Origin of the sequence: Xanthomonas hyacinthi (genome assembly GCF_009769165.1) — a bacterium.
GTDB lineage: Bacteria > Pseudomonadota > Gammaproteobacteria > Xanthomonadales > Xanthomonadaceae > Xanthomonas_A > Xanthomonas_A hyacinthi.
This window is the reverse complement of record NZ_CP043476.1, coordinates 3,381,356-3,403,370: the sequence shown is the minus strand read 5'-3', so window position 1 is coordinate 3,403,370 and position 22,015 is coordinate 3,381,356. Positions and strand designations below refer to the sequence as shown.

Below are 22,015 nucleotides of genomic sequence, written 5' to 3'. Positions count from 1 at the left end.
CTCCACGAAATTCCTGCACGAAGCGCTACAGCACGCAGCAACGCGCCTTCTTCGAGGGGTTCATGCGTCTTCCCGCATCCATGCTGGGATGTCCCGCTGCGCATGCAGAAGGCGCCAGAGTTCGACATGCGTCTCGCGTTCGACATAGAAGATCAGATACGGGAAACCTTCGAGCAGCCAGAATCGCAGGTGCGGCAGCTTCAACAGAACGGCATGGCGCGTGGAGCCGATACCCGGATGCCGCGCGATCGTCTTGATCGCCGCTTCGAGCGCATCGACGAACGCCAGTTCCAGTGTCGAGCCGCCTTGTTCGCCATACCACGCCGCTGCCTCCTCGGCATCGCGCTGCGCCAATGGACGCCAATGCGCCGGCTTCACTTGCCGGCAGCCCGCCCTTGGGCACGCTGGCGCATCGTGCCGAAGAAATCGGGTTCCATCGCCGTCGCCGGTCCGGAACCGGCGCCGTCCAACAACACTCCACGCAGCGTTTCCACGTCGCGGTGCTTGCGGATCAACTCGCGCATGTACTCGCTGCTGGAACCGTAGGCGTGCTCGGCGACCTGCTGATCGACGAACTGCTTGAGTTCGTCGGGCAAGGAGATGTTCATGGTGGCCATACGCACCTCAATGGCAAACTTTGCCAAAATTGTGCATCGCCCCCCCCGGGAGTGCAAGCGAGGCCGATGTTTCCTGGTAGGGACTTGCGTGACATCAGGCCGCAGAAGCTTCCAGGAAATCCTGCGCGAAGCGCTGCAGCACGCCGCCGGCTTCGTAGATCGCCAGTTCCTCGGCGGTGTCCAGGCGGCAGGTCACCGGCACCTCCACGCGCGCGCCGTCGGCGCGGGCGATGGCCAGGGTCAGCGTGGCGCCAGGCGTGCGTGCGCCGAGCACGTCGAACACCTCGCTGCCGTCGATGCCCAGGGTCTTGCGCGTGGTGCCGGGCCGGAATTCCAGCGGCAGCACGCCCATGCCGACCAGGTTGGTGCGGTGGATGCGCTCGAAGCCCTCGGCCACGATCGCCTCGACCCCGGCCAGGCGCACGCCCTTGGCCGCCCAGTCGCGCGAGGAGCCCTGCCCGTAGTCGGCGCCGGCCACGATCAGCAACGGCTGCTTGCGCGCCATGTAGGTCTCGATCGCCTCCCACATGCGCAGCACCTGCCCTTCCGGCTCCAGCCGGGTCAGCGAACCGCGCTGGACCTGGCCAGCGACCACGGCCATTTCGTTGAGCAGTTGCGGATTGGCGAAGGTGGCGCGCTGCGCGGTGAGGTGATCGCCGCGGTGGGTGGCGTAGGAATTGAAGTCCTCCTCCGGCACGCCCATCCGCGTCAGGTATTCGCCGGCGGCGCTGTCGGCCAGGATCGCGTTGGACGGCGACAGGTGGTCGGTGGTGATGTTGTCGCCGAGCACCGCCAGCGCGCGCATGCCGCGCAGCGTCCGTTCGCCGGCCAGCGCGCCTTCCCAGTAAGGCGGGCGGCGGATATAGGTGCTCTGCGGGCGCCACGCGTACAGCGGCGCCACCTGCGCGGCGGCCAGTCCGCTGCGCGCGAACATCGGCTCGTAGACCTGGCGGAACTGCTCGGGCTTGACGCTGGCAGCGACGATCGCGTCGATCTCCGCGTCGCTGGGCCACAGGTCCTTCAGCGTCACCGGCTGGCCGTCCTTGTCCACGCCCAGCACGTCCTTCTCGATGTCGAAGCGGATGGTGCCGGCGATCGCGTACGCCACCACCAGCGGCGGCGAGGCCAGGAACGCCTGCTTGGCGTAGGGATGGATGCGCCCGTCGAAATTGCGGTTGCCCGACAGCACCGCGGTGGCGTACAAGTCGCGTTCGATCACCTCGCGCTGGATCGCCGGGTCCAGCGCGCCGCTCATGCCGTTGCAGGTGGTGCAGGCGAAGCCGACGATGCCGAAACCCAGCTGCTCCAGCTCCGGCAGCAGCCCGGATGCCTCCAGGTACAGCTGCACCGCCTTGGAGCCCGGCGCCAGCGAGGTCTTGACCCACGGTTTGCGGCTCAGCCCGCGCGCGTTGGCGTTGCGCGCCAGCAGGCCGGCGGCGATCACGTTGCGCGGATTGCTGGTGTTGGTGCAGCTGGTGATCGCGGCGATGATCACCGCGCCGTCGGGCATCAGCCCCTGCGCCTGTTCGCGCCTGCCGGCCTGCAGCTTGGCCTCGTCGGCGATGCCGCGCGCGGCCAGGTCGCTGGTCGCCACGCGTTTGTGCGGATTGGACGGGCCAGCCATGTTGCGGGTCACGCTGGACAGGTCGAACTGCAGCACACGTTCGTACTGCGCCGCGGTCAGGTCGTCGGCCCACAGCCCGGCGGCCTTGGCGTAGGTTTCCACCAGCGCGACCTGCGCGTCCTCGCGGCCGGTCAGGCGCAGGTAGTCCAGGGTCTGCCGGTCGATGGAGAACATCGCCGCGGTCGCACCGTACTCCGGGCACATGTTGGAGATGGTCGCGCGGTCGCCGATGGTCAGCGCCGCCGCACCGGCACCGAAGAATTCCAGGTAGGCGCCGACCACCTTCTGCGCGCGCAGGAACTCGGTCAGCGCCAGCACGATGTCGGTACAGGTGATGCCGGCGCCCGGCCGTCCGCTCAGCGCCACGCCGACGATGTCCGGCAGGCGCATCCACGACGCGCGCCCCAGCATCACGCTCTCCGCCTCCAGCCCGCCGACGCCGATCGCCAGCACGCCCAGCGCATCCACGTGCGGGGTGTGGCTGTCGGTGCCCACACAGGTATCCGGGAACGCCACGCCATCGCGCACCTGCACCACCGGCGACATCTTCTCCAGATTGATCTGGTGCATGATCCCGTTGCCCGGCGGGATCACGTCGACGTTCTCGAACGCGCGCTTGGTCCAGTCGATGAAGTGGAAGCGGTCGGCGTTGCGGCGGTCTTCCACTGCGCGGTTCTTGGCGAACGCGGCCTTGTCGAAGCCGCCGAATTCCACCGCCAGCGAGTGGTCCACGATCAGCTGCGTCGGCACCACCGGATTGACCTGCGCCGGATCGCCGCCGCGCTCGGCGATCGCATCGCGCAGCCCGGCCAGGTCCACCAGCGCGGTCTGGCCGAGGATGTCGTGGCACACCACGCGCGCCGGAAACCACGGGAAATCCAGGTCGCGGCGGCGTTCGATCAGCTGCGTCAGCGAGGCGTCCAGCGTGGCCGGATCGCAGCGCCGCACCAGGTTTTCGGCGAACACCCGCGCGGTATACGGCAGCGTGGCATAGGCCCCGGGCCGGAGCGCATCGACCGCGGCGCGCGCGTCGAAATACTCCAGCGAAGTGCCCGGCAGGGTGGTGCGGTAGTGGCTGTTCATGGCTGGCTACAGTAGAAGAAAGCGAAGACGCCCCCTTCTCCCATCGGGAGAAGGTGCCCCGCAGGGGCGGATGAGGGTACGGGCGAAGCCTCGTGCAAATGAGAGCCCACATGGGGCGGATGAGGGTACGCGCGAAGCCTCGTGCAAATGAGAGCCCACATGGGGCGGATGAGGGTACGCGCGAAGCCTCGTGCAAATGAGAGCCCACATGAGGCGGATGAGGGTACGCGCGAAGCCTCATGCACCCAAACGCCACGAGGCTGCGCCCGTACCCTCACCCCCGGCCCCTCTCCCGAGGGGAGAGGGGAGTATCAGCTGCGCCGGTCGATCGGCACGAAGGTCTGGTCCTCCGGCCCGGTGTAGTTCGCGCTGGGGCGGATGATCTTGCCGTCGATGCGCTGCTCGACGATGTGCGCGCTCCAGCCGGCGGTGCGCGCGATCACGAACAGCGGGGTGAACATCGCGGTCGGCACGCCCATCATGTGGTAGCTGACCGCGCTGAACCAGTCCAGGTTCGGGAACATCTTCTTGATCTCCCACATCACCGCCTCCAGGCGCTCGGCGATGTCGTACATCTTGCGGCTGCCCTGCGCATCGGACAGTTCGCGCGCCACGTCCTTGATCACCTGGTTGCGCGGATCGCTGACCGTGTACACCGGGTGGCCGAAGCCGATGATCACGTCCTTGCGCTCGACCCGCGCGCGGATGTCGGCTTCCGCCTCGTCGGGCGTGTCGTAGCGCTTCTGCACTTCGAACGCGACCTCGTTGGCGCCGCCGTGCTTGGGCCCGCGCAGCGCGCCGATGCCGCCGGCGATGGCGCTGTACATGTCGCTGCCGGTGCCGGCGATGACCCGGCAGGCGAAGGTGGACGCATTGAATTCGTGTTCGGCGTACAGGATCAGGCTGGTGTGCATCGCCTGCACCCATTCGGCGTGCGGCTTGACGCCATGCAGCAGGTGCAGGAAATGGCCGCCAATCGAATCGTCGTCGGTCTCCACCTCGATGCGCCGGCCGTTGTGGCTGTAGTGGTACCAGTACAGCAGCATCGAACCCAGCGAGGCCATCAGCTTGTCGGCGATGTCGCGCGCACCGGGATGGTTGTGGTCGTCCTTCTCCGGCTGCACGCAGCCCAGCACCGACACGCCGGTGCGCATCACATCCATCGGATGCGCCGACGGCGGCAGCTGTTCCAGCGCCGCCTTGACCGCGGCCGGCACCCCGCGCAGCGAGCGCAGCTTGGCCTTGTAGCCGCGCAGCTCGCTGGTGCTGGGCAGTTTGCCGTGCACCAGCAGGTAGGCGATCTCCTCGAACTGGCTGCTGCGCGCCAGGTCCAGGATGTCGTAGCCGCGGTAGTGCAGGTCGTTGCCGCTGCGGCCCACCGTGCACAGCGCGGTGTTGCCGGCGGCGGTACCGGACAGGGCCACCGATTTCTTCGGCTTGAAGGGCGTGGCGGTGTGCGGGGCGGTGGTGTCGTTCATTGGAAAATCTCCCGGATGTTCGCGGTCGTGTCGGCGCAGGCAATCAGCGCAGGGAGGCGTCCGGCGACAGGCCGCCGGCGCGCTCGAGCAATTGCTGCAGCATGGCGATCTGGCGGTTCTGCAGGTCGACCAGCGTCGCCCAGTCCTGCTCGCGCAACTGGTTGAGCTTCTCGTGCACCTGCAGGATCTCCAGCTCGGATTTGATGTTCACTTCGTAATCGTTCTGCGCGCGCAGGCGGTCCACCGCGGCCTGGCGGTTCTGGCTCATCATGATCACCGGCGCCTGGATCGCGGCCAGGCACGACAGGCACAGGTTGAGCAGGATGTAGGGATACGGATCGAAGGCATGCGCCAGCACCAGGCTGTTGAGCGCGATCCACGCCAGCAGCACCAGGCCGAAGCCGATGATGAAACTCCAGCTGCCGCCGACTTCGGCCACGCGATCGGCGATGCGCTCGCCCAGCGAGCGGTCGCGGTCGGCCTGCTTGACGATGTCGCGCGCCACGTGGCGCTTGGCGATGAAGCGCTCCACCACCTGGCGCTCGGCGTCCGGCAGTTTCTCCAGTTCGGTCTGCAGCAACTGCCGCGCGGTCTGGCGGCGGTCGATGCGGCCGCGTGGCGGCGTGGTGCCGGCATGGGTGTTCATGGACGTGCTCGGGCAAGGGGACCGGCGTGGATCATGCGCCCTTGCCGGCGAACAGAGCGTCCAGGCGCTGTTCGAAGGCGTGGTAGCCGATGCGTTCGTACAGCTCCTCGCGGGTCTGCATCGTGTCCACCACGTTCTGCTGGTGGCCGTCGCGGCGGATCGCGGTGTACACCGCCTCGGCGGCCTTGTTGGCGGCGCGGAACGCCGACAGCGGGAACAGCTGGATCGCCACCCCGGCCTGGGCCAGCTCGTCGCGGGTGAACAGCGGGGTCTTGCCGAATTCGGTGATGTTGGCCAGCACCGGCACCTTCACCGCATCGACGAAGCGGCGGTAGGTGTCCAGGTCGTAGGCGGCCTCGGCGAAGATGCCGTCGGCGCCGGCCTCCACGCAGGCGATGGCGCGCGCGATCGCCGCATCCACGCCGTCCACCTGGATCGCGTCGGTGCGCGCGATCAGGAAGAAGTCGGCATCGGTCCTGGCATCGGCGGCGGCCTTGACCCGGTCGACCATCTCGCCCTGGCTGACGATCTCCTTGCCAGGCCGGTGGCCGCAGCGCTTGGCGCCGACCTGGTCCTCGATATGGCAGGCGGCCGCGCCGGCCTTGATCAGCGCCTTGATGGTGCGCTCGATGTTGAACGCGCTCGGGCCGAAGCCGGTGTCGATGTCCACCAGCAGCGGCAGGTCGCAAACATCGGTGATGCGGCGCACGTCGATCAGCACGTCGTCCAGGGTGTTGATGCCCAGGTCCGGCAGGCCCAGCGACCCGGCGGCGACGCCGCCGCCGGACAGGTAGACCGCCCGGTAGCCGGCGCGTTGCGCCAGCAGCGCATGGTTGGCGTTGATCGCGCCGATCACCTGCAGCGGCGATTCGGCGGCCAACGCGGCGCGGAAACGGGCGCCAGCGGAAGCCTGCGACATGACGAACTCCTGAGCGAGGGCGGCGGCCTGCACGGCCGTTCCGCGATGGCCGCCAATCTGGCACCATCGCCCCAGCCGATCAATCTTGATTCAATGAATCAACCTATCAGCGGATCCCCATGTCCCCCGAAGCCGACCGCAACCTGATCTCCGCCGCCGAGGCCTGCGCCCTGCTCGGCATCAGCAGCGCCACGCTGTACGCCTACGTGAGCCGCGGCCTGCTCGGTTCGCGCGCCGGCGCCGACCACCGCAGCCGCGCCTATCTGCGCACGGAGGTGGAGCGGCTGGCCCAGCGCAAGCGCGTCGGCCGCGGGGCCGCACGCGGGGCCGCGCAGAGCCTGGACCGCGGCCTGCCGGTGCTGGAGACGCGCATCTCGCTGATCCGGCCCGACGGCCCCTACTACCGCGGGCGCTCGGCGGTGGCCTTGGTGCGCGAGGGTGCCGGCCTGGAGGACATCGCGCGGCTACTGTGGGACTGCCAGGACGAGGATCCGTTCGCCAGCGCGGCGACGGCGCCCTGGTCGCCGCGCGTGGCCCCGCTGGCCGGCGACACTACGCTGCCGCCGCTGGAGCGCGCCATGGCCTGCATCCCGCTGCTGGCCCTGGAGCTGCGCCAGCCGCTCAACGCCGCGCCGACGGTGCGCCGCGAGATCGCCGCCACCTTGCTGCGGCAGAACGCCGCGCTGCTGGTCGGCGCCCAGCCGGACACCCGGCCGGTGCATCGCCTGATCGCCGACCGCTGGCGCCCGGGCGATGCCGACGTCGCCGAGCTGGTGCGCGCCACCCTGGTGCTGTGCGCCGATCACGAACTCAACGTCTCCGCCTTCGCCGCGCGCGTGGTCGCCTCCACCGGCGCGCCGCTGCACGCCACCGTCAGCGCCGGCCTGGCCGCGCTGTCCGGCCCGCGCCATGGCGGCGCCACCGCCCGCGCCCACGCGCTGCTGCGCGACGCCCAGGACGCCGCCGACCCGGCGGCCTTCATCGCCGAACGCTGGCAGCGCGGCGACGACCTGCCCGGCTTCCACCACGCGCTGTACCCGGACGGCGACCCGCGCGCCGCCGAGGTCCTGCGCCTGCTGCGCGAACGCTGCGGCCACCACCCGCAGATGCGGCATGTGGAAACGGTGCTCGCCGCGGCGCAGGACTGCAGCGGCCAGGCGCCCAACATCGACGGCATGCTCGCGGCGATCTGCCTCATCCACGACCTGCCCGCCGCCCACGCCCTGGTCCTGTTCGCCGCCGCCCGGCTGTCCGGCTGGCTGGCGCATGCGCTGGAACAGCAGGCACTGGGCAAGCTGATCCGCCCACGCGCGCGCTATGCCGGGGTGATGCCCGATGGTTCGGCGCCGGGCTGAGCACGGCAGCTTGCGCGGCAGGCGCCGCATCGGAGGCGGCGGCGTCCGAGTCCGCATGCCCTGCGGCGGCAACCCGCAGCGCAGCGCTCCCTTCGCGCGGCGGGGAAAGGGCTGACCGGATTCAGTGAACCGCGCGTCGCCAAATTGTCTGCGACGGTGTACAAATGTACACCATGGAATCCCTCTCGCCACAGCGCGCCGCCATCCTCGCCTACGTCCACGACTGCGCCGAGCAGGCCGGACGGCCGCCGAGCCTGGCCGAGATCGCCGCGCGCTTCGGCTTCGCCTCGCGCAATGCCGCGCGCAAGCACGTGCAGGCGCTGGTCGAGGCCGGGCTGCTCGAGCATGTGCCGCAGCAGGCGCGCAGCCTGCGACCGGTGCAGGCGCAGCGGCGCAGCGGGCTGCTGCGGCTGCCGGTGCTGGGCCGGGTCGCCGCCGGCGCGCCGATCGGCGCCGATATCGGCCTGGACCAGCAACTGCGGCTGGACCGCGCGCTGTTCGCGCTGCGTCCGGACTACCTGCTGCGCGTGCAGGGCGATTCGATGATCGACGACGGCATCCTCGACGGCGATCTGGTCGGGGTACGCCGCGCCGCCGATGCGCGCGACGGGCAGATCGTGGTGGCGCGGCTGGACGGCGAGATCACCATCAAGCGCTACCGGCACGACGGCGCACGCATCCAGCTGCTGCCGCGCAATCCGGCCTACGCGCCGATCGTGGTGCAGGCGGGGCAGGACTTCGCCATCGAAGGGCATTACTGCGGCCTGATCCGGCAAGGCTGATGGCTGCCGTCGTCGCCCTCGATCGCCTGCTCGCCGAACGCCGGGTCTGGCGCGGCCAGCCGACCGCGCTGCCGCCCAGCACGCAGCCCACCGGCCATGCCGCGCTCGACGCCGCGCTGCCGGCGCGAGGCTGGCCGGAAATGGCGCTGACCGAACTGCTGCATGCCGCCGACGGCATCGGCGAACTGCAGCTGCTGTGGCCGACGCTGGCGCGGCTGTCGCAGGGCGGCGGCCGGATCGTGCTGGTCGATCCGCCCTATCTGCCCTACCCCGGCGCCTGGCAACAGGCCGGCGTGGCGCTGCCGCAGTTGCAGATCGTGCGTGCCGGTGCCGACGCGGCCTGGGCCGCCGAACAAGGCCTGCGGTCGGGCAGCTGCGCGGCGGTGCTGTGCTGGCCGGCGCAGGCCAACGACAAGACCCTGCGCCGGCTGCAGGTGGCGGCCGAGACCGGGCGCGCGCTGGGCTTCGCCTATCGGCCGCTGAAGGCCGCGGCCAATCCGTCGCCGGCCGCGCTGCGCATCGCCATCGATGCCGCACCGGCGCAGTTACGCGTGCTCAAGTGCCGCGGCGGCATGCCGCCGGCGCGCGCCATCGCGCTGTCCGCGCTGGCCGCGCCAGCGTCGGCATCGGCTTGAGGGCGCACGCATGCGCTGGGCCTGCATCCTGCTGCCGCAACTGGCGCTCGACACGGTGCTGCGGCGCTGGCCGACGCCGGACGCACCGCTGGTCCTGCTCGCCGGCCCGCCGCAGCGGCGCACGCTGAAGGCGGTCAACGCCGCCGCACGCACACGCGGCCTGCAGCCCGGGCAATCGCTGGCCACCGCGCAGGCGCTGTGCGAGCGCTTCGCCACCGCTCTGCACGATGCCGAGGAAAGCCGCCGCTACCAGCAGTTCCTGGCGGCCTGGGCCTACCGTTTCAGCTCGCTGGTCAGCACCGATTATCCCGGCGCGCTGCTGCTGGAGATCGAGGCCAGCCTGGGCCTGTTCGGGCCATGGCCGCGCTTCGAGGCGCGCCTGCGCGAGGAGCTGACCGCGCTGGGTTTCCGCCACCGCATCGTGGTCGCGCCGCATCCGCTGGCCGCGCGCGTGCTGGCCAATGCGCACGACGGCATCGCCCTGCTCGACAACGCCGCGCTGCACGGCGCGCTGGACCAATTGCCGATCGCCCGCGCCGGGCTGGAACCGGGCCTGGCCGACGCCTTCGCAAGGATGGGCCTGCGTCGACTGCAGCAGTTGTTCGCACTGCCGCGCACTGCACTGGCGCGGCGCTACCCACCCACGCTGCTGCAGCATCTGGATGCCTTGCGCGGGCAGGCGCCGCTGCCGCTGCAGTACTACCTGCCGCCGGACCGTTTCGATGCGCGGCTGGAACTGGGTTACGCAGTGGAATCCAGCCAGGCCCTGCTGTTCCCGCTGCGCCGCCTGACCGCCGATCTGGCCGCGTTCCTGGCCGGGCGCGACGGCGGCGTGCAGCGCTTCCAACTGCACCTGGAACACGAAGGCCTGGCCGACAGCGTGGTACCGGTCGGCCTGCTCGCCGCCGAACGCGAAGCGGCGATGCTGTTCGAACTGGCCCGCGGCCGCCTGCAGCAGGCCAGCGTGCCGGCACCGGTACAGGCGCTGCGCCTGCGCGCCGACGAACTGCCGCCGTTCGTGCCCGCCGCGCGCGAACTGTTCGACGACCGCGCGCAGCAGGCGCTGCCCTGGGAACAGTTGCGCGAACGCCTGCGCGCGCGCCTCGGCGACGACGCGGTGCACGGCCTGCGCGCGCATGCCGACCACCGTCCCGAACAGGCGTGGCGCGCCGAATCCGGCAAGCCCGCGCAGGCAGGCAAGACCAACAAATCGACCGCGCCCCACGTGGCCGCGTCCACCGCGCTGCCGCGCCCCGGCTGGCTGCTGACCCGCCCGATCCCGCTGCGCGAACGCAACCCCGAGCGCCTGGCCGGCCCGGAACGCATCGAAAGCGGCTGGTGGGACGACGGCGACGTGCGCCGCGACTACTACATCGTGCGCACCCGCCAGGGTCAGCGCGCCTGGGTGTTCGCGCCGACCGATGCGCCGGACGCACTGATGCTGCACGGCTGGTTCGCATGAGCCATGCCCCGCCACGCGCGCGGCTGCGCGCCGTACCGCCAGCAGCCGCGCAACCTGCAGCGGCGCACGCCGCCGCGTCCACCTCCGCGCGCACGGCATCGCCCGACTACGCCGAACTGCACTGCCTGTCGAACTTCAGCTTCCAGCGCGGCGCCTCGCATGCGCGCGAACTGCTCGAACGCGCCGCGCGGCACGGCTACCGCGCGCTGGCGATCACCGACGAATGCACCCTGGCCGGCATCGTGCGCGCCTGGCAGGCGGCCAGGGATACCGGTCTGGCACTGATCGTCGGCAGCGAACTGCAGATCGAACACGGCCCCAAACTGGTGCTGCTGGCCGAGAATCTGCACGGCTACCAGCGGCTGTGCCGGCTGATCACCCTGGCCCGCCGTCGCGCCGACAAGGGTACGTACCGCGCCCTGCGCGAGGACTTCGACCACGATCTCGACGGCCTGCTGTGCCTGTGGCTGCCGCGCGACGACGATGGCGGCGACGCAAACGACGGCGCCTGGCTGCAAGCGCGTTTCCTGCAGCGCCTATGGCTGGCAGTGGAACTGCTGCGCGGCCCCGACGACGACGCCTTGCTGCATGCACGCCTGCAACTGGCGCAGCGCCTGCGCCTGCCCGCCGTGGCCTGCGGCGACGTGCACATGCACGCACGCGGCCGCCGCGCACTGCAGGACACGCTGACCGCGATCCGCCAGCGCCTGCCGCTGAGCGAGGCCGGCGCGCACCTGTTCGCCAACGGCGAGCGCCACCTGCGTTCGCGGGCCACCCTGGCCACGCTGTATCCGCATGCTCTACTGGCCGAGTCGGTGCGCATCGCGCAACGCTGCACGTTCGACCTCGGCCAACTTCGCTACCAATACCCGCACGAACTGGTGCCGCCAGGGCAGACCCCCACGCAATGGCTGCGCACGCTCACCGAACGCGGCGTCATCGAGCGTTGGGGCGAAGCCGGCGCACCCGAAAAAGCGCGGCGCCTGATCGAACACGAACTCGGCGTGATCGAACGCCTGCAGTACGAATCCTATTTCCTCACCGTCTACGACCTGGTGCGCTTCGCCAGGTCGCGCCAGATCCTGTGCCAGGGCCGCGGCTCGGCGGCGAACTCGGCGGTCTGCTACGCATTGGGCATCACCGCGATCGACCCGGACCGCATCGGCATGCTGTTCGAGCGCTTCATTTCCGAGAAGCGCAACGAAAAGCCCGACATCGACATCGATTTCGAGCACGACCGCCGCGAGGAAGTGATCCAGTACATCTTCAGCCACTACGGCCGCGAGCGCGCCGCGCTGACCACCGTGGCGATCCAGTACCACGGCCGCAGCGCGGTGCGCGACGTGGCGCGCGCGCTCGGCCTGCCCGGCGACAGCATCGACGCCTTGGCCTCCACGTTGGGCCAGTGGGACGACGAAATCCCGCCGCACGAACGCCTGCGCGAACGCGGCTTCGATCCGAACACTGCGCTGATGCGCCGGCTGTTGGCGCTGAGCGCCGAGCTGATCGGCTTCCCGCGGCACCTGTCGCAGCACCCCGGCGGCTTCGTGATCTGCGAACATCCGCTGCACACGCTGGTGCCGGTGGAGAACGCGGCGATGGCCGAGCGCACCGTGATCCAGTGGGACAAGGACGACCTGGAACTGGTTGGGCTGATGAAGGTCGACGTGCTCGCGCTGGGCATGCTCAGCGCGCTGCGGCGCACGCTGGATCTGCTGCGTGCGCACCGCGGCCAGGACTACAGCCTGGCGACCATTCCCGCCGAAGACCCGGACACCTACGCGATGATCCAGCGCGCCGACACCATCGGCGTGTTCCAGATCGAATCGCGCGCGCAGATGGCGATGCTGCCGCGACTGAAACCCGCCGAGTTCTACGACCTGGTGATCCAGGTGGCGATCGTGCGCCCCGGCCCGATCCAGGGCGGCATGGTGCATCCCTACCTGCGCCGCCGCAGCGGCGAGGAACAACCCGACGACTTGCCGGAGAAATTGAAGGAGGTGTTCGAGCGCACGCTCGGCGTCCCGCTGTTCCAGGAACAGGTGATGCAGCTGGCGATCGTCGCTGCCGACTACGAACCCGGCGAAGCCGACCAGCTGCGCCGCTCGATGGCCGCCTGGAAGCGCCACGGCGGGCTGGAGCCGCACCGCGAAAAACTGACCAAAGGCATGCTGAAAAACGGCTACAGCGCCGAGTTCGCCGCGCGCATCTTCGAGCAGATCAAAGGCTTCGGCAGCTATGGCTTCCCCGAGAGCCACGCCGCCAGCTTCGCCCTGCTCACCTACGCCAGCTGCTGGCTCAAGCGCCACGAACCTGCGGCATTCACCTGCGCGTTGATCAACAGCTGGCCGATGGGCTTCTACAGCCCCGACCAGTTGCTGCAGGACGCGCGCCGCCACGGCCTGCAGGTGCGCCCGGCCGATGTGCGCTACAGCGACTGGGACTGCGGCCTGGAAACCTACAGCGCCGATCCGACGGTGCAGCCGGCGCTCCGCCTGGGCCTGCGCCTGGTCCGCGGCCTGGCCGCAGACGCCGCGCTGCGCCTGCAACAGGCGCGTGCGCAGGCGCCGTTCCGCGACCTCGCCGACCTGTGCCAGCGCGCCGAACTCGACGACAAGGCGCGCGCCAGCCTGGCCGATGCCGGCGCACTGAAACCGCTGGCCGGGCACCGCCACCGCGCACGCTGGGCGATAGCCGGCGTCGAAGCGCAACGGCCCTTGTTCGAAACGCTCGAGGCCACGCCGGAACGCCAGGTGGCGCTGCCGCTGCCCAGCCTCGGCGAAGACATCCGCGCCGACTACGCGACCATCGGCACCACCCTGGGCAAGCACCCGCTGACCCTGCTGCGCCGGCAACTGCGCGCGCGTCGCTATCGCCACTCCGGCGAACTGCGCGCCCTGCCGCATGCCAGCGCGGTCGCCATCGCCGGCCTGGTGACCATGCGCCAGCGCCCGCAGAGCGCCAGCGGCGTCACCTTCCTCACCCTCGAAGACGAACACGGCCTGGTCAACGTCGTGGTCTGGCGGCGCCTGGCCGACCGCCAGCGCCAGGCCCTGATCGAATCCAGACTGCTGGCGGTGCGCGGCCGCCTGGAAACCGCCGACGGCGTGCGCCACCTGATCGCCGGCCATCTCGAAGACCTGACTCCCATGCTGCTGGGGCTGGACATTCGCAGCCGCGATTTCCACTGAGCCGGCGAGCACAACGCTGCATGCCTTGCGCAGCGAACAGATAGGCCGCCCCTATTGCGATGGCGCATCCCCTGCACGGCCGCACGCCTGCATCGCCCGTCGCACCGCATCGGCTTCGCCCAAATGCTCGCGATAGATGGTGGCGGCCAGCTCGCGCCTGGCCTTGCTCGACCCGATCGAACCATAGCTGGCGATATCCGACAGCGGCCCGCCCAACTGGCGATACCTGGCCACCAGCCTGGCCGTGGCGGCCATGCTGTCGCACTCCGCCGGTGCCGCTTGCCCCGGCGTGCACACCATCAGCAAACACGCAACACTCAGCACCGCAAACACGTTGTTCATAGCTGCTCCCAAGCGGAAACGAAGACCGCCATCCGCTCGTTGCGGACAGCGCCGATGGAAGATAGCCACGACAAACGCCGCCGCCAGTCGTGTTGCGACGAAACCCGGCGGCGGCGGATCGAACAATCGGATCGGCGGAGCGAAGTGCGACAGCAACGTCGCCGCGCGCCATGCATGGCGCAAGCACGGATGCTGCGCATGTCGGAGAGTGCGCCCAGTCACCGATGTTCGGGGTGCGGCCGGGTTGGCTGGTCGGCGCAATTCGATGGCAGAAGAGCCGCTGGCGGTACGCGACGGACTGCAAATCGCCGAAGGCATGCGCTCCCGATCGTCGGCATGCATGGCGCAAACACGCCGGCCAGAAGACCTGGCCCTGCCACTGCAAAACGCGACTGCGCGCAACCGGGATTTCAAGCGAGCAAACGCCCGCCTGGGCGTCGTCTTCGATCAAGGCGTGCGACGCGTCGAACACACGGCCGTGGTCGAGTCTTACCGAGCATGGCGCGCACATCGGCGGCCATGCCCTTCGGTCGAACGATGTGGACAGTCAGTCTTTAGGAGCGGCCAGGCGCGCGTACTGGTCGTGGCCGATCCAACCGGTGAACGAACCGTTCTTGGCATTGATGAATTCGACCTGCGCCCAGCCATCCTTGAACGCCAACACACCCACCACATCGTCCTTGACGACATAGGGTCCCTTGGGCGTCTTGGCGCCCGGAGTTTTCTGCAGATACGCCTTGTCGGCGGACACCGTCACCAGGCCGATCCATTTTTTGCTGGCGGTCTGGGTCAGGTCCAGGCCAGTGGCGATTTCCGGTATCAGCACACTGAGGCAACCGGGATGCTGACGGCCCTGCTTCACGGTCAGCGTCACGCCATCGGACGAAGCCGCCACCGTGCCGGGATAGGCATCGTCCGACCACGTGGCGACCGCGACCGGGGCAGCCCCCTCGGCCTTGCCCTGCAGGTAGAACGCACAACGGCGGCTCACGCCCTCGCCCATCTCTTCCGAGTAGAAGCCTTCGACCCGATGCTCGGGCGTCACCGCGAGCATCAGCCCTTCGTACTTGCCCGAATGCAGCGCAGCAGCGCCGGCGAGCGCAGGCGCTACGGGGCAAAGCGAGAACAAACCAACAACCAGAAACCGGGTGATCCTCATCGTGTCTTTTCCTTAAGGTGCTTCGCTACCGCCATCATAGCCGCTGCAGTTGCGCCCCATGGCCACGCCATCCTTTCTTCATGGCCTCGATCGATCCCGGCTACGGCGACCTGCCCAGCGCGGCCAGCAGCGTCTGCACGCCTTTCCAGCCCCAATACACCCGATGGCAGGCAATCAGGCCGCGCGCATCCAGGTCCATGACTTCCACCAGATCGACCTGATCGCCGTCCGGCGTTTCTCGCGGATATTCCCAGATCACCTGGCGATGGGACGCATGACAACGATCGGTGCGATACCAGCGGCCGAGACCGTTTTCGGGCTGTGCGAAAGACGCGGCGAAGAATGCCCTGATCGCCTCGCGTCCCTGCAGCCTGCCATCTTGCCGCTCTGCGGAAACCACGTAGGCCAACGGCGTTTCCAGCATCGCGTCTTGCGCATACAGTGCCATCAGCGCGTCCAGATCCCGTTCGACCACGCTGCGATGCCATTGCTCGAAGATGCGACGGGCATCGCCCTCCGACCCGCTCGACTGCGCTTCGATTTCGCTCATGCAAGACACTCCGCTGTAGTGCATCGCAGTCTAGGAACATCGATGCGCTGTCGATTCGATGCGTATCGAAGCGTTCCGGCAAGGCGCGGTCTATGATGCCGTGCCCGCCAGGAGCGCACACGATGCCGGTCGAACAGCCCAAGCTTGCAGCGACCGCGTTCCTGATCGCCGATCCCGCCCGCGCCGCCATGTTGATGGCGCTGATCGACGGGCGTGCACTGCCTGCCGGGGAACTGGCCTTCGCCGGCGGCGTCACCCCGCAAACGGCGAGTTCGCATCTCGCGAAACTGCTGGATGGCGGACTGGTCGCGGTCGAAGTCCAAGGCCGCCATCGCTACTACCGGCTCGCCGGTTCCCACGTCGCGTTCGCCCTCGAGAACCTGGCGACCCTCGCCGCGCCCACCGCACCGCGATGCCGGAAAGCGGGACGCAAGCAGCAATCGCTGACCTTGGCCAGATGCTGCTACGACCATCTGGCGGGGTGGCTGGGCGTGGCGGTGACCGAAGCGCTGGAGCGGCGCACGCTGATCTCCAGGCAAGGCGACAAGCAATACGTGGTGTCCACCGAAGGAGCTGCCTGGTTCGCGCGGATGGGCCTGGACGTTTCGCGCCTCGCCCCGACCAGGCTCGGCATTGCGCGACAGTGCCTGGATTGGACCGAACGCAAGCACCATCTCGCCGGGCCACTCGGCGTCGAATTGCTTGCACTGCTTTGCGCCAAACACTGGTTGCGCCGCAACGACGGCTCGCGCTCCATCCACATCACGGATATCGGCTGGGCCGGCCTGCAAACCGAACTTGGAATCCGCCGGCTTGCCGGGGACGAACTCGCGCTGGATCCCTAAGACGCTTCAGCGAGTGAAGCCTCCAGCGCATAGCGGCGCTGGCAGTGCTCGCAGAAGAACGCGCGCCGCTGTGCCTTGCCGAGCTGCTTGCGATAGGTCAGCAGATGCCCGTCGCGCGGACAAGTGGTCTTGGTATGCACCTGGTAGTGCTTCTTCAGCACGAAGGCCTTCTTCCAGTGGTAGAAATCGAAGCTGTACTCGCGCGCCTGCGTCACCAGTTCGGCCAGCTTGCGCGGCGGCAACGCCCCGACCTCGCTCTCCGGATGTACGCGGATGCGATGCAAGACCTCGTTCTTGATGATGTTGCCGACCCCGGCGAACACGTCCTGGTCCAGCAACGCATCGGCAGCCAGCGTGCGCGGCCGCAACCGCAACTTGCGCCGCGCCTGCGCCGCGTCCCAGTCCGGGTTCATCACGTCCGCGCGCCAGTCGTAGGCATCGTCCAGCGCGCCCTCGATGAACTTGACCGAACACGCGTAGAAGTTCAGCTCCTCGCCCTTGGCGAACCCCAGGCTCAACCGCGGCGGCGCCTCCTTGCGCATTGATCCGATAGCTGCCGAACAGCAGGAAATGGATGCGCACGCTGAACCCGTCGAACTCGATCAGGAAGTGCTTGCCCCAGCTGCGCAGCGACAAAATCTTGCGGTTGCGGATCCGTTCCAGGTCTTGCTTGCTGTTGCCGGACACCCGCAACACCTTGCGCCCCGCGAACGCGGCCGCCTCTTCTTTCAGGATGACGATCGAAGGACCTTCGGGCATGGCTGCAGTATCTGGAATGGCCGTGAGCCGATCGTGAGCCGAACGATCCACCTATGGACATGCCGCTTATGTCGGCTGTTATGCAGACCAGGAAGCCCAAATTGACACGCCCCAATCCACATGTACAATTATTTGTACAACTGGAGCCCAGCATGGACACCATCACCTATAGCGCTGCACGCGCCGCCCTTGCGGACACCATGGAGCGGGTCGTCAACAACCACGAGCCGGTGATCATCACCCGCAGCCGCGAGCAATCCGTGGTCATGCTGTCGCTGGAGGACTACAAGGCGATGGAGGAAACCGCCTACCTGCTGCGCAGCCCGAAGAGCGCGCAGCGCCTGCTGGAATCCATCGCCCAGCTCGAGGCCGGTCGCGGCAAGGCACGGGACCTGGCCGAGTGACGCTTCAGTTCTCGGACAATGCCTGGGAGGACTACCTCTACTGGCAGCAGACCGACAAGAAGATGCTCAAGCGCGTCAACGACCTGATCAAAGCCATTCAACGCGATCCCTTCCAAGGCGTCGGCAAGCCAGAACCGCTGCGCCATGCCTTGGCCGGCTATTGGTCGCGGCGCATCAACGACGAACATCGCATCGTCTACAAGGTCGAGGCTGGCATCCTGCTGATCGCGCAGGTGCGCTACCACTATGTTTAGCCTTCTGGCGCGCTCGCCGCAGGCCTTACTAAAATTCGTCGTCAAGGGTCAGCAGGAATTCTTCGGACGGAATGGGCTGCCCCTCGTACAAAGCACACAGCTCTTCGTCAACAGCATGATTTAGGCGATATATCTGGTAGTCACACAGATGCGCAAGCGAAATGAAGAAGCCACCGCCAACGTAGTAGCCCTCAATCTTCAGTGACAGACCGTTGGCCGCTGCCGCCAGCGCCCCAGGTGGCATAGCCCCAGGAGGAAGGACCCACATCTTCCTCACTTTGTCATCATTGTGAGCGATAACCTCGTGCCTCGCCTTGATAGCATCGTTGTGGACCTGAGACATCCACGGATGTTCGAACTTCCGCCATTCTTTGGGGAGAGAACCGAAGCTTTTGTTATCCACGAACGGTTTCGCGTAGGCAACAACCGAGGAGGAAAACAGATGGAAGTACAGGGGATGATCGGGGCCTTGGACATATTCCGTCATGGCCACGCAGGCACGACGGCTAGCTGCGAAATCTGAGCGGGCAAGCGCAAGCTTGTAGAGCTTTAGCTTCCGCTGTCTACGCGACATTGGTTTCCTTTCAGCCACACTGCCCCCCCCTGCAGATACGAAAAAACCGGCTCAAGGCCGGTTTTGTCGCAACACGCTGATTGTATGGTGGGCGGTGCAGGGTTCGAACCTGCGACCCTTGCCGTGTGAAGGCAATGCTCTACCGCTGAGCTAACCGCCCGTGTCGCGAGCCGCACATTATAGGGCCGCTGCGGCTGGCGTCAACGGTCCCCGCAGATGCCGTGCCGGCACGGCCGCTACATGGTCTGGGTCGGCTTGTCGGCGTTGAGCGTACCGGCCAGCTGGGTCTCGATCTTGTTACGGATGGTCTCGCCTTCGCTGTTGTCCGGCAGTTGCACGCCGATGCCGGCGCTGCGGTTGCCCTGGGCGCCCATCGGGGTCACCCAGATCACCTTGCCGGCCACCGGCAGGCGCTCGCTGGAATCGGGCAGGGTCAGCAGCAGGAACACTTCGTCGCCCAGGAAATAGCGCTTGGGCGTGGGCACGAAGATGCCGCCGTTCTTCACGAACGGCATGTACGCGTTGTACAGCGCCGCCTTGTCCTTCACCGCCAGCGACAGGATGCCCTGACGTCCGCTCATCGCACTCATCGTTGTCCCCCTCTCCGGACCGGACGATCGCCATCGCGCCAGGCCAACAACAGTTCCGCGATGGCCAGGTCGCCACGGACGGTGGTGCGCAGCAGGTCGCGGGTGCGATTGGCTGCGTCGAACCAGGTGGCCAGCTTGTGCAATCGCGCCGGGTCGGTCAAGCCGGCCTGCGAAGCCTGCGCCAGCGCCAGGTCGGCGGCATGGGCCAGGCGCTGCTCGGCGAAGCCATCGGCGCTCCATCGCTGCGCCGCTTCGAGCGTACCCAGCTTGCCTGCGGCGACCTGCTCCAGGTCGGCGGCCACCTGCCGGCGCAGCTTCAGGCCGTCCTCGCGCAGCCACTGCGCGGCCAGGCCGGGATGGCCGCGCGCGGCGGCCAGCGCTTCGCGCGCGGTCTTTTCCGGGAAATCCTGCGCCAGCAGCCAGGTGATCGCCTCGTCGGCCGGCGGCAGCTTGAACTCCAGGCGCTGGCAGCGGCTGCGGATCGTCGCCGGCAGCCGCGCCGGCTGCGCGCTGATCAGCCACAGGTAGCGGCCGGGCTGCGGCTCCTCCAGGGTCTTGAGCAGGGCGTTGCAGGCGGCGCGGTTGATCGCGTCGGCCGGGTCCACCACCACCACCTGGGCGATGCCGTACTGCGGGGTCAGCGACAGCTTCTGCGAGATCTCGCGCACCTGTTCGATGACGATCTCGGTGCGCAGCTTGTCGCCGGTGCGGTTGGGAATGAACGAGATCAGCTGCAGGTCGGGATGGGTGCCGGCGGCGATCAGCTGCGCGCTGCGCAGGTTCGCGGCCGGTTCGCCCTGGCCAAGCACGTGCGCGGCCAGCTTCAGCGCCACCGCGCGCTTGCCCAGGCCGTCCGGGCCGCAGATCAGCAGGCCATGGCCGAGCCGGCCGGCGTCGAGCGCGGCCACGGTCTGCGCGTAGGCGCGCTGCTGCCAGGGCGCGAAAGGCAGCGTGTCGGTCGAAGCAGGGCTCATGGCGCTTGCTCCTGCTGCAGCCACGCCGCCAGCGCCGCGGCCACGTCGCGCGCCACCGCCTGCGGCGGCTGGCTGGCGTCGATGGTGCGGAAGCGCTGCGGGTCCTGCGCGGCGCGCTGGCGGAAGCCGGCACGCACGCGCTGGAAGAAATCGTCCTGTTCGCTCTCGATCCGGTCCGGCCACAGGTCGCGGCCACTGGTGCGGGCGCGGCCGATGCGCACGTCCAGGTCCAGCAGCAGGGTCAGGCCCGGCTGCAGGCCGACCGCGCGCCGCTCCAGGTCGGCGATCCAGGCGCGGTCCAGGCCGCGGCCCTCGCCCTGGTAGGCGTAGCTGGAGTCGGTGAAGCGGTCGCTGACCACGTAGGCGCCGCGCTGCAGCGCCGGGCGGATCACCTCGCGCACGTGCTGGGCGCGCGCGGCGAACACCAGCAGCAGTTCGGTCTCGGCGGCCAGCGGCTCGGCCGGCTGCAGCGCCGGCGCGTTGTTGAGCAGCAGCTCGCGGATGCGTTCGGCCAGCGGCGTGCCGCCGGGTTCGCGGGTCAGCAGCACCTCGTGGCCCTGCGCTTGCAGCGCATCGCGGAGCGCGTTGATCGCGGTGGTCTTGCCGGCGCCCTCGCCGCCTTCCAGGCTGACGAAGCGGTGGTGGCGCAGCACGGCCTCGCTCATGGCGTCACCGCCGTGCCGCTGCGCGCCTGGCGCAGGCGCTGCAGGTAGCGCGCCACCGCCGCAGCGTGCTCGGCATAGCTGGCGGAAAACGCGTGCGCGCCGCTGCCGTCGCCGACCGCGACGAAATACAGGCTGTCGCCGGGCGCCGGATCGGTCGCCGCGCGCAGCGCGTCGCGGCCGGGCATGGCGATCGGGGTCGGCGGCAGGCCGCTGCGGGTGTAGGTGTTGTACGGCGTATCGGTTTCCAGGTCGCGCTTGCGGATGTTGCCGTCGTAGGCGCTGCCGATGCCGTAGATCACGGCCGGATCGGTCTGCAGCTTCATGCCCTGCTGCAGGCGGCGCACGAACACGCCGGCGATCTGCGGGCGCTCGGCGGCCAGGCCGGTTTCCTTCTCCACGATCGAGGCCAGGGTCAAGGCCTGCTCCGGCGATTGCAGCGGCAGCTTGGCGGCGCGCGCGCCCCAGGCCTCGGCCAGCGCCTTGTCCAGCGCCGCGCGGGCGCGCTGCAGCACGTCCAGGTCGCTGTCGCCGCGCTGGTACAGATAGGTTTCCGGCAGGAAGCGGCCTTCCGGGTGCTGCCCGGGCTGGCCGAGCCTGGCCATCAGTTCGCTGTCGCCGAGTTCGGTGGCGACGTGGCGCAGCGGCGTAGCCGCATTCAGCGCCGAGCGCAGCTGGCGGATGTTCCAGCCCTCGACGATGGTGAAGCGGTAGTGGATCACCTGGCCCTTGCGCATGCGCAGCAGCAGCTCGCGCGGGCTCAGCGCCGGCTGCAGCGCGTATTCGCCGACCTTGAGCTTGCCGGCGGCGTCGAGCTGGCGCGCCAGCAGTTGCCACTGCAGACTGCTGCCTTGTTCGACCCCGGCCGCGCGCAGCTTGCGCAGCACGCCGTTGAACGAATCGCCGTGCGCCACCTCCACGCTGGACTGCGCCGCCTGCAGCGGCTGGTCGGCGAAGGCGCGATAGCCCTGCCACCACCACGCGCCGGCCGCGGCGACCAGCAGCGCAAACACCAGCAATGTCGCCAGCAGGGTCAGACACCCGCGTTTAGCCCAAGCCACGGCCACCTCGAAGCGAATTCAGCGGGGTGCAGGATACCGCGCACCCGGC

22 protein-coding genes, 1 tRNA gene and 1 pseudogene are annotated in these 22,015 nt (G+C 68.8%); 8 read left to right on the top strand and 16 right to left on the bottom strand.

Translation table 11 applies throughout. The annotated features are described in order from the left end of the window. Positions 1-60: 60 nt before the first annotated feature. The 6 genes from FZ025_RS15070 to prpB form a co-directional block, all read right to left on the bottom strand. On the bottom strand, positions 61-378 hold the full coding sequence (locus FZ025_RS15070) for a type II toxin-antitoxin system RelE/ParE family toxin (protein WP_046978166.1): 318 nt from the start codon (positions 376-378) through the stop codon (positions 61-63). Beyond that, a complete protein-coding gene (locus tag FZ025_RS15065) occupies positions 375-617 on the bottom strand; it encodes a type II toxin-antitoxin system ParD family antitoxin (RefSeq protein WP_046978167.1) in 243 nt (80 codons plus the stop codon). The genes FZ025_RS15070 and FZ025_RS15065 overlap by 4 nt, the downstream gene beginning before the upstream one ends. A 94-nt stretch (positions 618-711) precedes the next feature. Next, positions 712-3,324: a Fe/S-dependent 2-methylisocitrate dehydratase AcnD gene (gene acnD / locus FZ025_RS15060; protein ID WP_046978168.1), complete on the bottom strand. Its 2,613-nt coding sequence runs from the start codon at positions 3,322-3,324 to the stop codon at positions 712-714. A 311-nt stretch (positions 3,325-3,635) separates the two neighbouring features. Beyond that, the gene (prpC, locus tag FZ025_RS15055) at positions 3,636-4,802 is read right to left on the bottom strand and encodes a bifunctional 2-methylcitrate synthase/citrate synthase (protein WP_046978169.1); all 1,167 of its coding nucleotides are present in this window, start codon (positions 4,800-4,802) and stop codon (positions 3,636-3,638) included. A gap of 43 nt (positions 4,803-4,845) precedes the next feature. Continuing rightward, positions 4,846-5,448 (bottom strand): DUF1003 domain-containing protein, encoded by a 603-nt coding sequence (locus tag FZ025_RS15050; protein ID WP_046978170.1) that lies wholly within the window; start codon positions 5,446-5,448, stop codon positions 4,846-4,848. A 31-nt stretch (positions 5,449-5,479) separates the two neighbouring features. Next, the gene (prpB, locus tag FZ025_RS15045) at positions 5,480-6,367 is read right to left on the bottom strand and encodes a methylisocitrate lyase (RefSeq protein WP_046978171.1); all 888 of its coding nucleotides are present in this window, start codon (positions 6,365-6,367) and stop codon (positions 5,480-5,482) included. Positions 6,368-6,486: 119 nt separating this feature from the next. Here prpB and FZ025_RS15040 point away from each other — a divergent pair, with 119 nt between their 5' ends. The 5 genes from FZ025_RS15040 (at position 6,487) to FZ025_RS15020 (ending at position 13,792) form a co-directional block, all read left to right on the top strand. Further along, on the top strand, positions 6,487-7,722 hold the full coding sequence (locus FZ025_RS15040; protein ID WP_046978172.1) for a citrate synthase family protein: 1,236 nt from the start codon (positions 6,487-6,489) through the stop codon (positions 7,720-7,722). A gap of 173 nt (positions 7,723-7,895) precedes the next feature. Continuing rightward, positions 7,896-8,504 carry a transcriptional repressor LexA gene (gene lexA / locus FZ025_RS15035; protein ID WP_046978183.1) on the top strand — a complete coding sequence of 203 codons (609 nt, stop codon included), beginning with the start codon at positions 7,896-7,898 and terminating at the stop codon, positions 8,502-8,504. Further along, positions 8,504-9,139, top strand: a complete 636-nt coding sequence (gene imuA, locus FZ025_RS15030; protein ID WP_046978173.1) for a translesion DNA synthesis-associated protein ImuA — start codon at positions 8,504-8,506, stop codon at positions 9,137-9,139. The genes lexA and imuA overlap by 1 nt, the downstream gene beginning before the upstream one ends. 10 nt (positions 9,140-9,149) lie before the next feature. Then, entirely contained in the window at positions 9,150-10,601 is a 1,452-nt protein-coding gene (locus FZ025_RS15025; protein ID WP_046978174.1) for a Y-family DNA polymerase, read from the top strand. Then, on the top strand, positions 10,598-13,792 hold the full coding sequence (locus FZ025_RS15020; RefSeq protein ID WP_046978175.1) for an error-prone DNA polymerase: 3,195 nt from the start codon (positions 10,598-10,600) through the stop codon (positions 13,790-13,792). The genes FZ025_RS15025 and FZ025_RS15020 overlap by 4 nt, the downstream gene beginning before the upstream one ends. A gap of 51 nt (positions 13,793-13,843) precedes the next feature. Here FZ025_RS15020 and FZ025_RS22445 read toward each other — a convergent pair whose 3' ends face one another. From FZ025_RS22445 to FZ025_RS15005, 3 genes are all read right to left on the bottom strand, one after another. Continuing rightward, on the bottom strand, positions 13,844-14,476 hold the full coding sequence (locus tag FZ025_RS22445) for a hypothetical protein (protein WP_244292383.1): 633 nt from the start codon (positions 14,474-14,476) through the stop codon (positions 13,844-13,846). A gap of 205 nt (positions 14,477-14,681) precedes the next feature. Next, positions 14,682-15,293, bottom strand: a complete 612-nt coding sequence (locus tag FZ025_RS15010; RefSeq protein ID WP_244292382.1) for a hypothetical protein — start codon at positions 15,291-15,293, stop codon at positions 14,682-14,684. Positions 15,294-15,393: 100 nt separating this feature from the next. Beyond that, the gene (locus FZ025_RS15005) at positions 15,394-15,843 is read right to left on the bottom strand and encodes a nuclear transport factor 2 family protein (RefSeq protein ID WP_046978177.1); all 450 of its coding nucleotides are present in this window, start codon (positions 15,841-15,843) and stop codon (positions 15,394-15,396) included. Between the two features lie 122 nt (positions 15,844-15,965). Between FZ025_RS15005 and FZ025_RS15000 the strand changes: the two genes are divergently transcribed. Then, positions 15,966-16,688: an ArsR/SmtB family transcription factor gene (locus tag FZ025_RS15000; RefSeq protein WP_046978178.1), complete on the top strand. Its 723-nt coding sequence runs from the start codon at positions 15,966-15,968 to the stop codon at positions 16,686-16,688. Here the strand turns inward: FZ025_RS15000 and FZ025_RS14995 are convergent. After that, positions 16,685-17,447: pseudogene (locus tag FZ025_RS14995) on the bottom strand (DNA-formamidopyrimidine glycosylase family protein). The gene FZ025_RS15000 and the pseudogene FZ025_RS14995 sit on opposite strands and share 4 nt — an antisense overlap. Before the next feature lie 152 nt (positions 17,448-17,599). Here FZ025_RS14995 and FZ025_RS14990 point away from each other — a divergent pair. Both FZ025_RS14990 and FZ025_RS14985 read left to right on the top strand, forming a co-directional pair. Beyond that, entirely contained in the window at positions 17,600-17,851 is a 252-nt protein-coding gene (locus tag FZ025_RS14990) for a type II toxin-antitoxin system Phd/YefM family antitoxin (RefSeq protein ID WP_003468816.1), read from the top strand. Next, positions 17,848-18,105, top strand: a complete 258-nt coding sequence (locus FZ025_RS14985) for a Txe/YoeB family addiction module toxin (RefSeq protein WP_046978179.1) — start codon at positions 17,848-17,850, stop codon at positions 18,103-18,105. The genes FZ025_RS14990 and FZ025_RS14985 overlap by 4 nt, the downstream gene beginning before the upstream one ends. 28 nt (positions 18,106-18,133) lie before the next feature. Here the strand turns inward: FZ025_RS14985 and FZ025_RS14980 are convergent, their stop codons facing one another. The 6 genes from FZ025_RS14980 to mltG form a co-directional block, all read right to left on the bottom strand. After that, a complete protein-coding gene (locus tag FZ025_RS14980) occupies positions 18,134-18,679 on the bottom strand; it encodes a hypothetical protein (RefSeq protein ID WP_046978180.1) in 546 nt (181 codons plus the stop codon). 85 nt (positions 18,680-18,764) lie between these two features. Further along, positions 18,765-18,839 (bottom strand) — tRNA-Val (locus tag FZ025_RS14975). Between the two features lie 76 nt (positions 18,840-18,915). Beyond that, positions 18,916-19,269, bottom strand: a complete 354-nt coding sequence (locus FZ025_RS14970) for a PilZ domain-containing protein (protein WP_046978181.1) — start codon at positions 19,267-19,269, stop codon at positions 18,916-18,918. Beyond that, positions 19,266-20,243, bottom strand: coding sequence for a DNA polymerase III subunit delta' (locus tag FZ025_RS14965; protein ID WP_104558745.1), 978 nt, complete (start codon positions 20,241-20,243; stop codon positions 19,266-19,268). Before FZ025_RS14965 ends, FZ025_RS14970 begins: the two co-directional genes overlap by 4 nt. Then, a complete protein-coding gene (gene tmk / locus FZ025_RS14960; protein ID WP_046981401.1) occupies positions 20,240-20,908 on the bottom strand; it encodes a dTMP kinase in 669 nt (222 codons plus the stop codon). Before tmk ends, FZ025_RS14965 begins: the two co-directional genes overlap by 4 nt. After that, complete coding sequence (gene mltG, locus FZ025_RS14955) at positions 20,905-21,966, bottom strand: endolytic transglycosylase MltG (RefSeq protein ID WP_046981403.1); 1,062 nt, start codon at positions 21,964-21,966, stop codon at positions 20,905-20,907. Before mltG ends, tmk begins: the two co-directional genes overlap by 4 nt. Positions 21,967-22,015 lie beyond the last annotated feature (49 nt).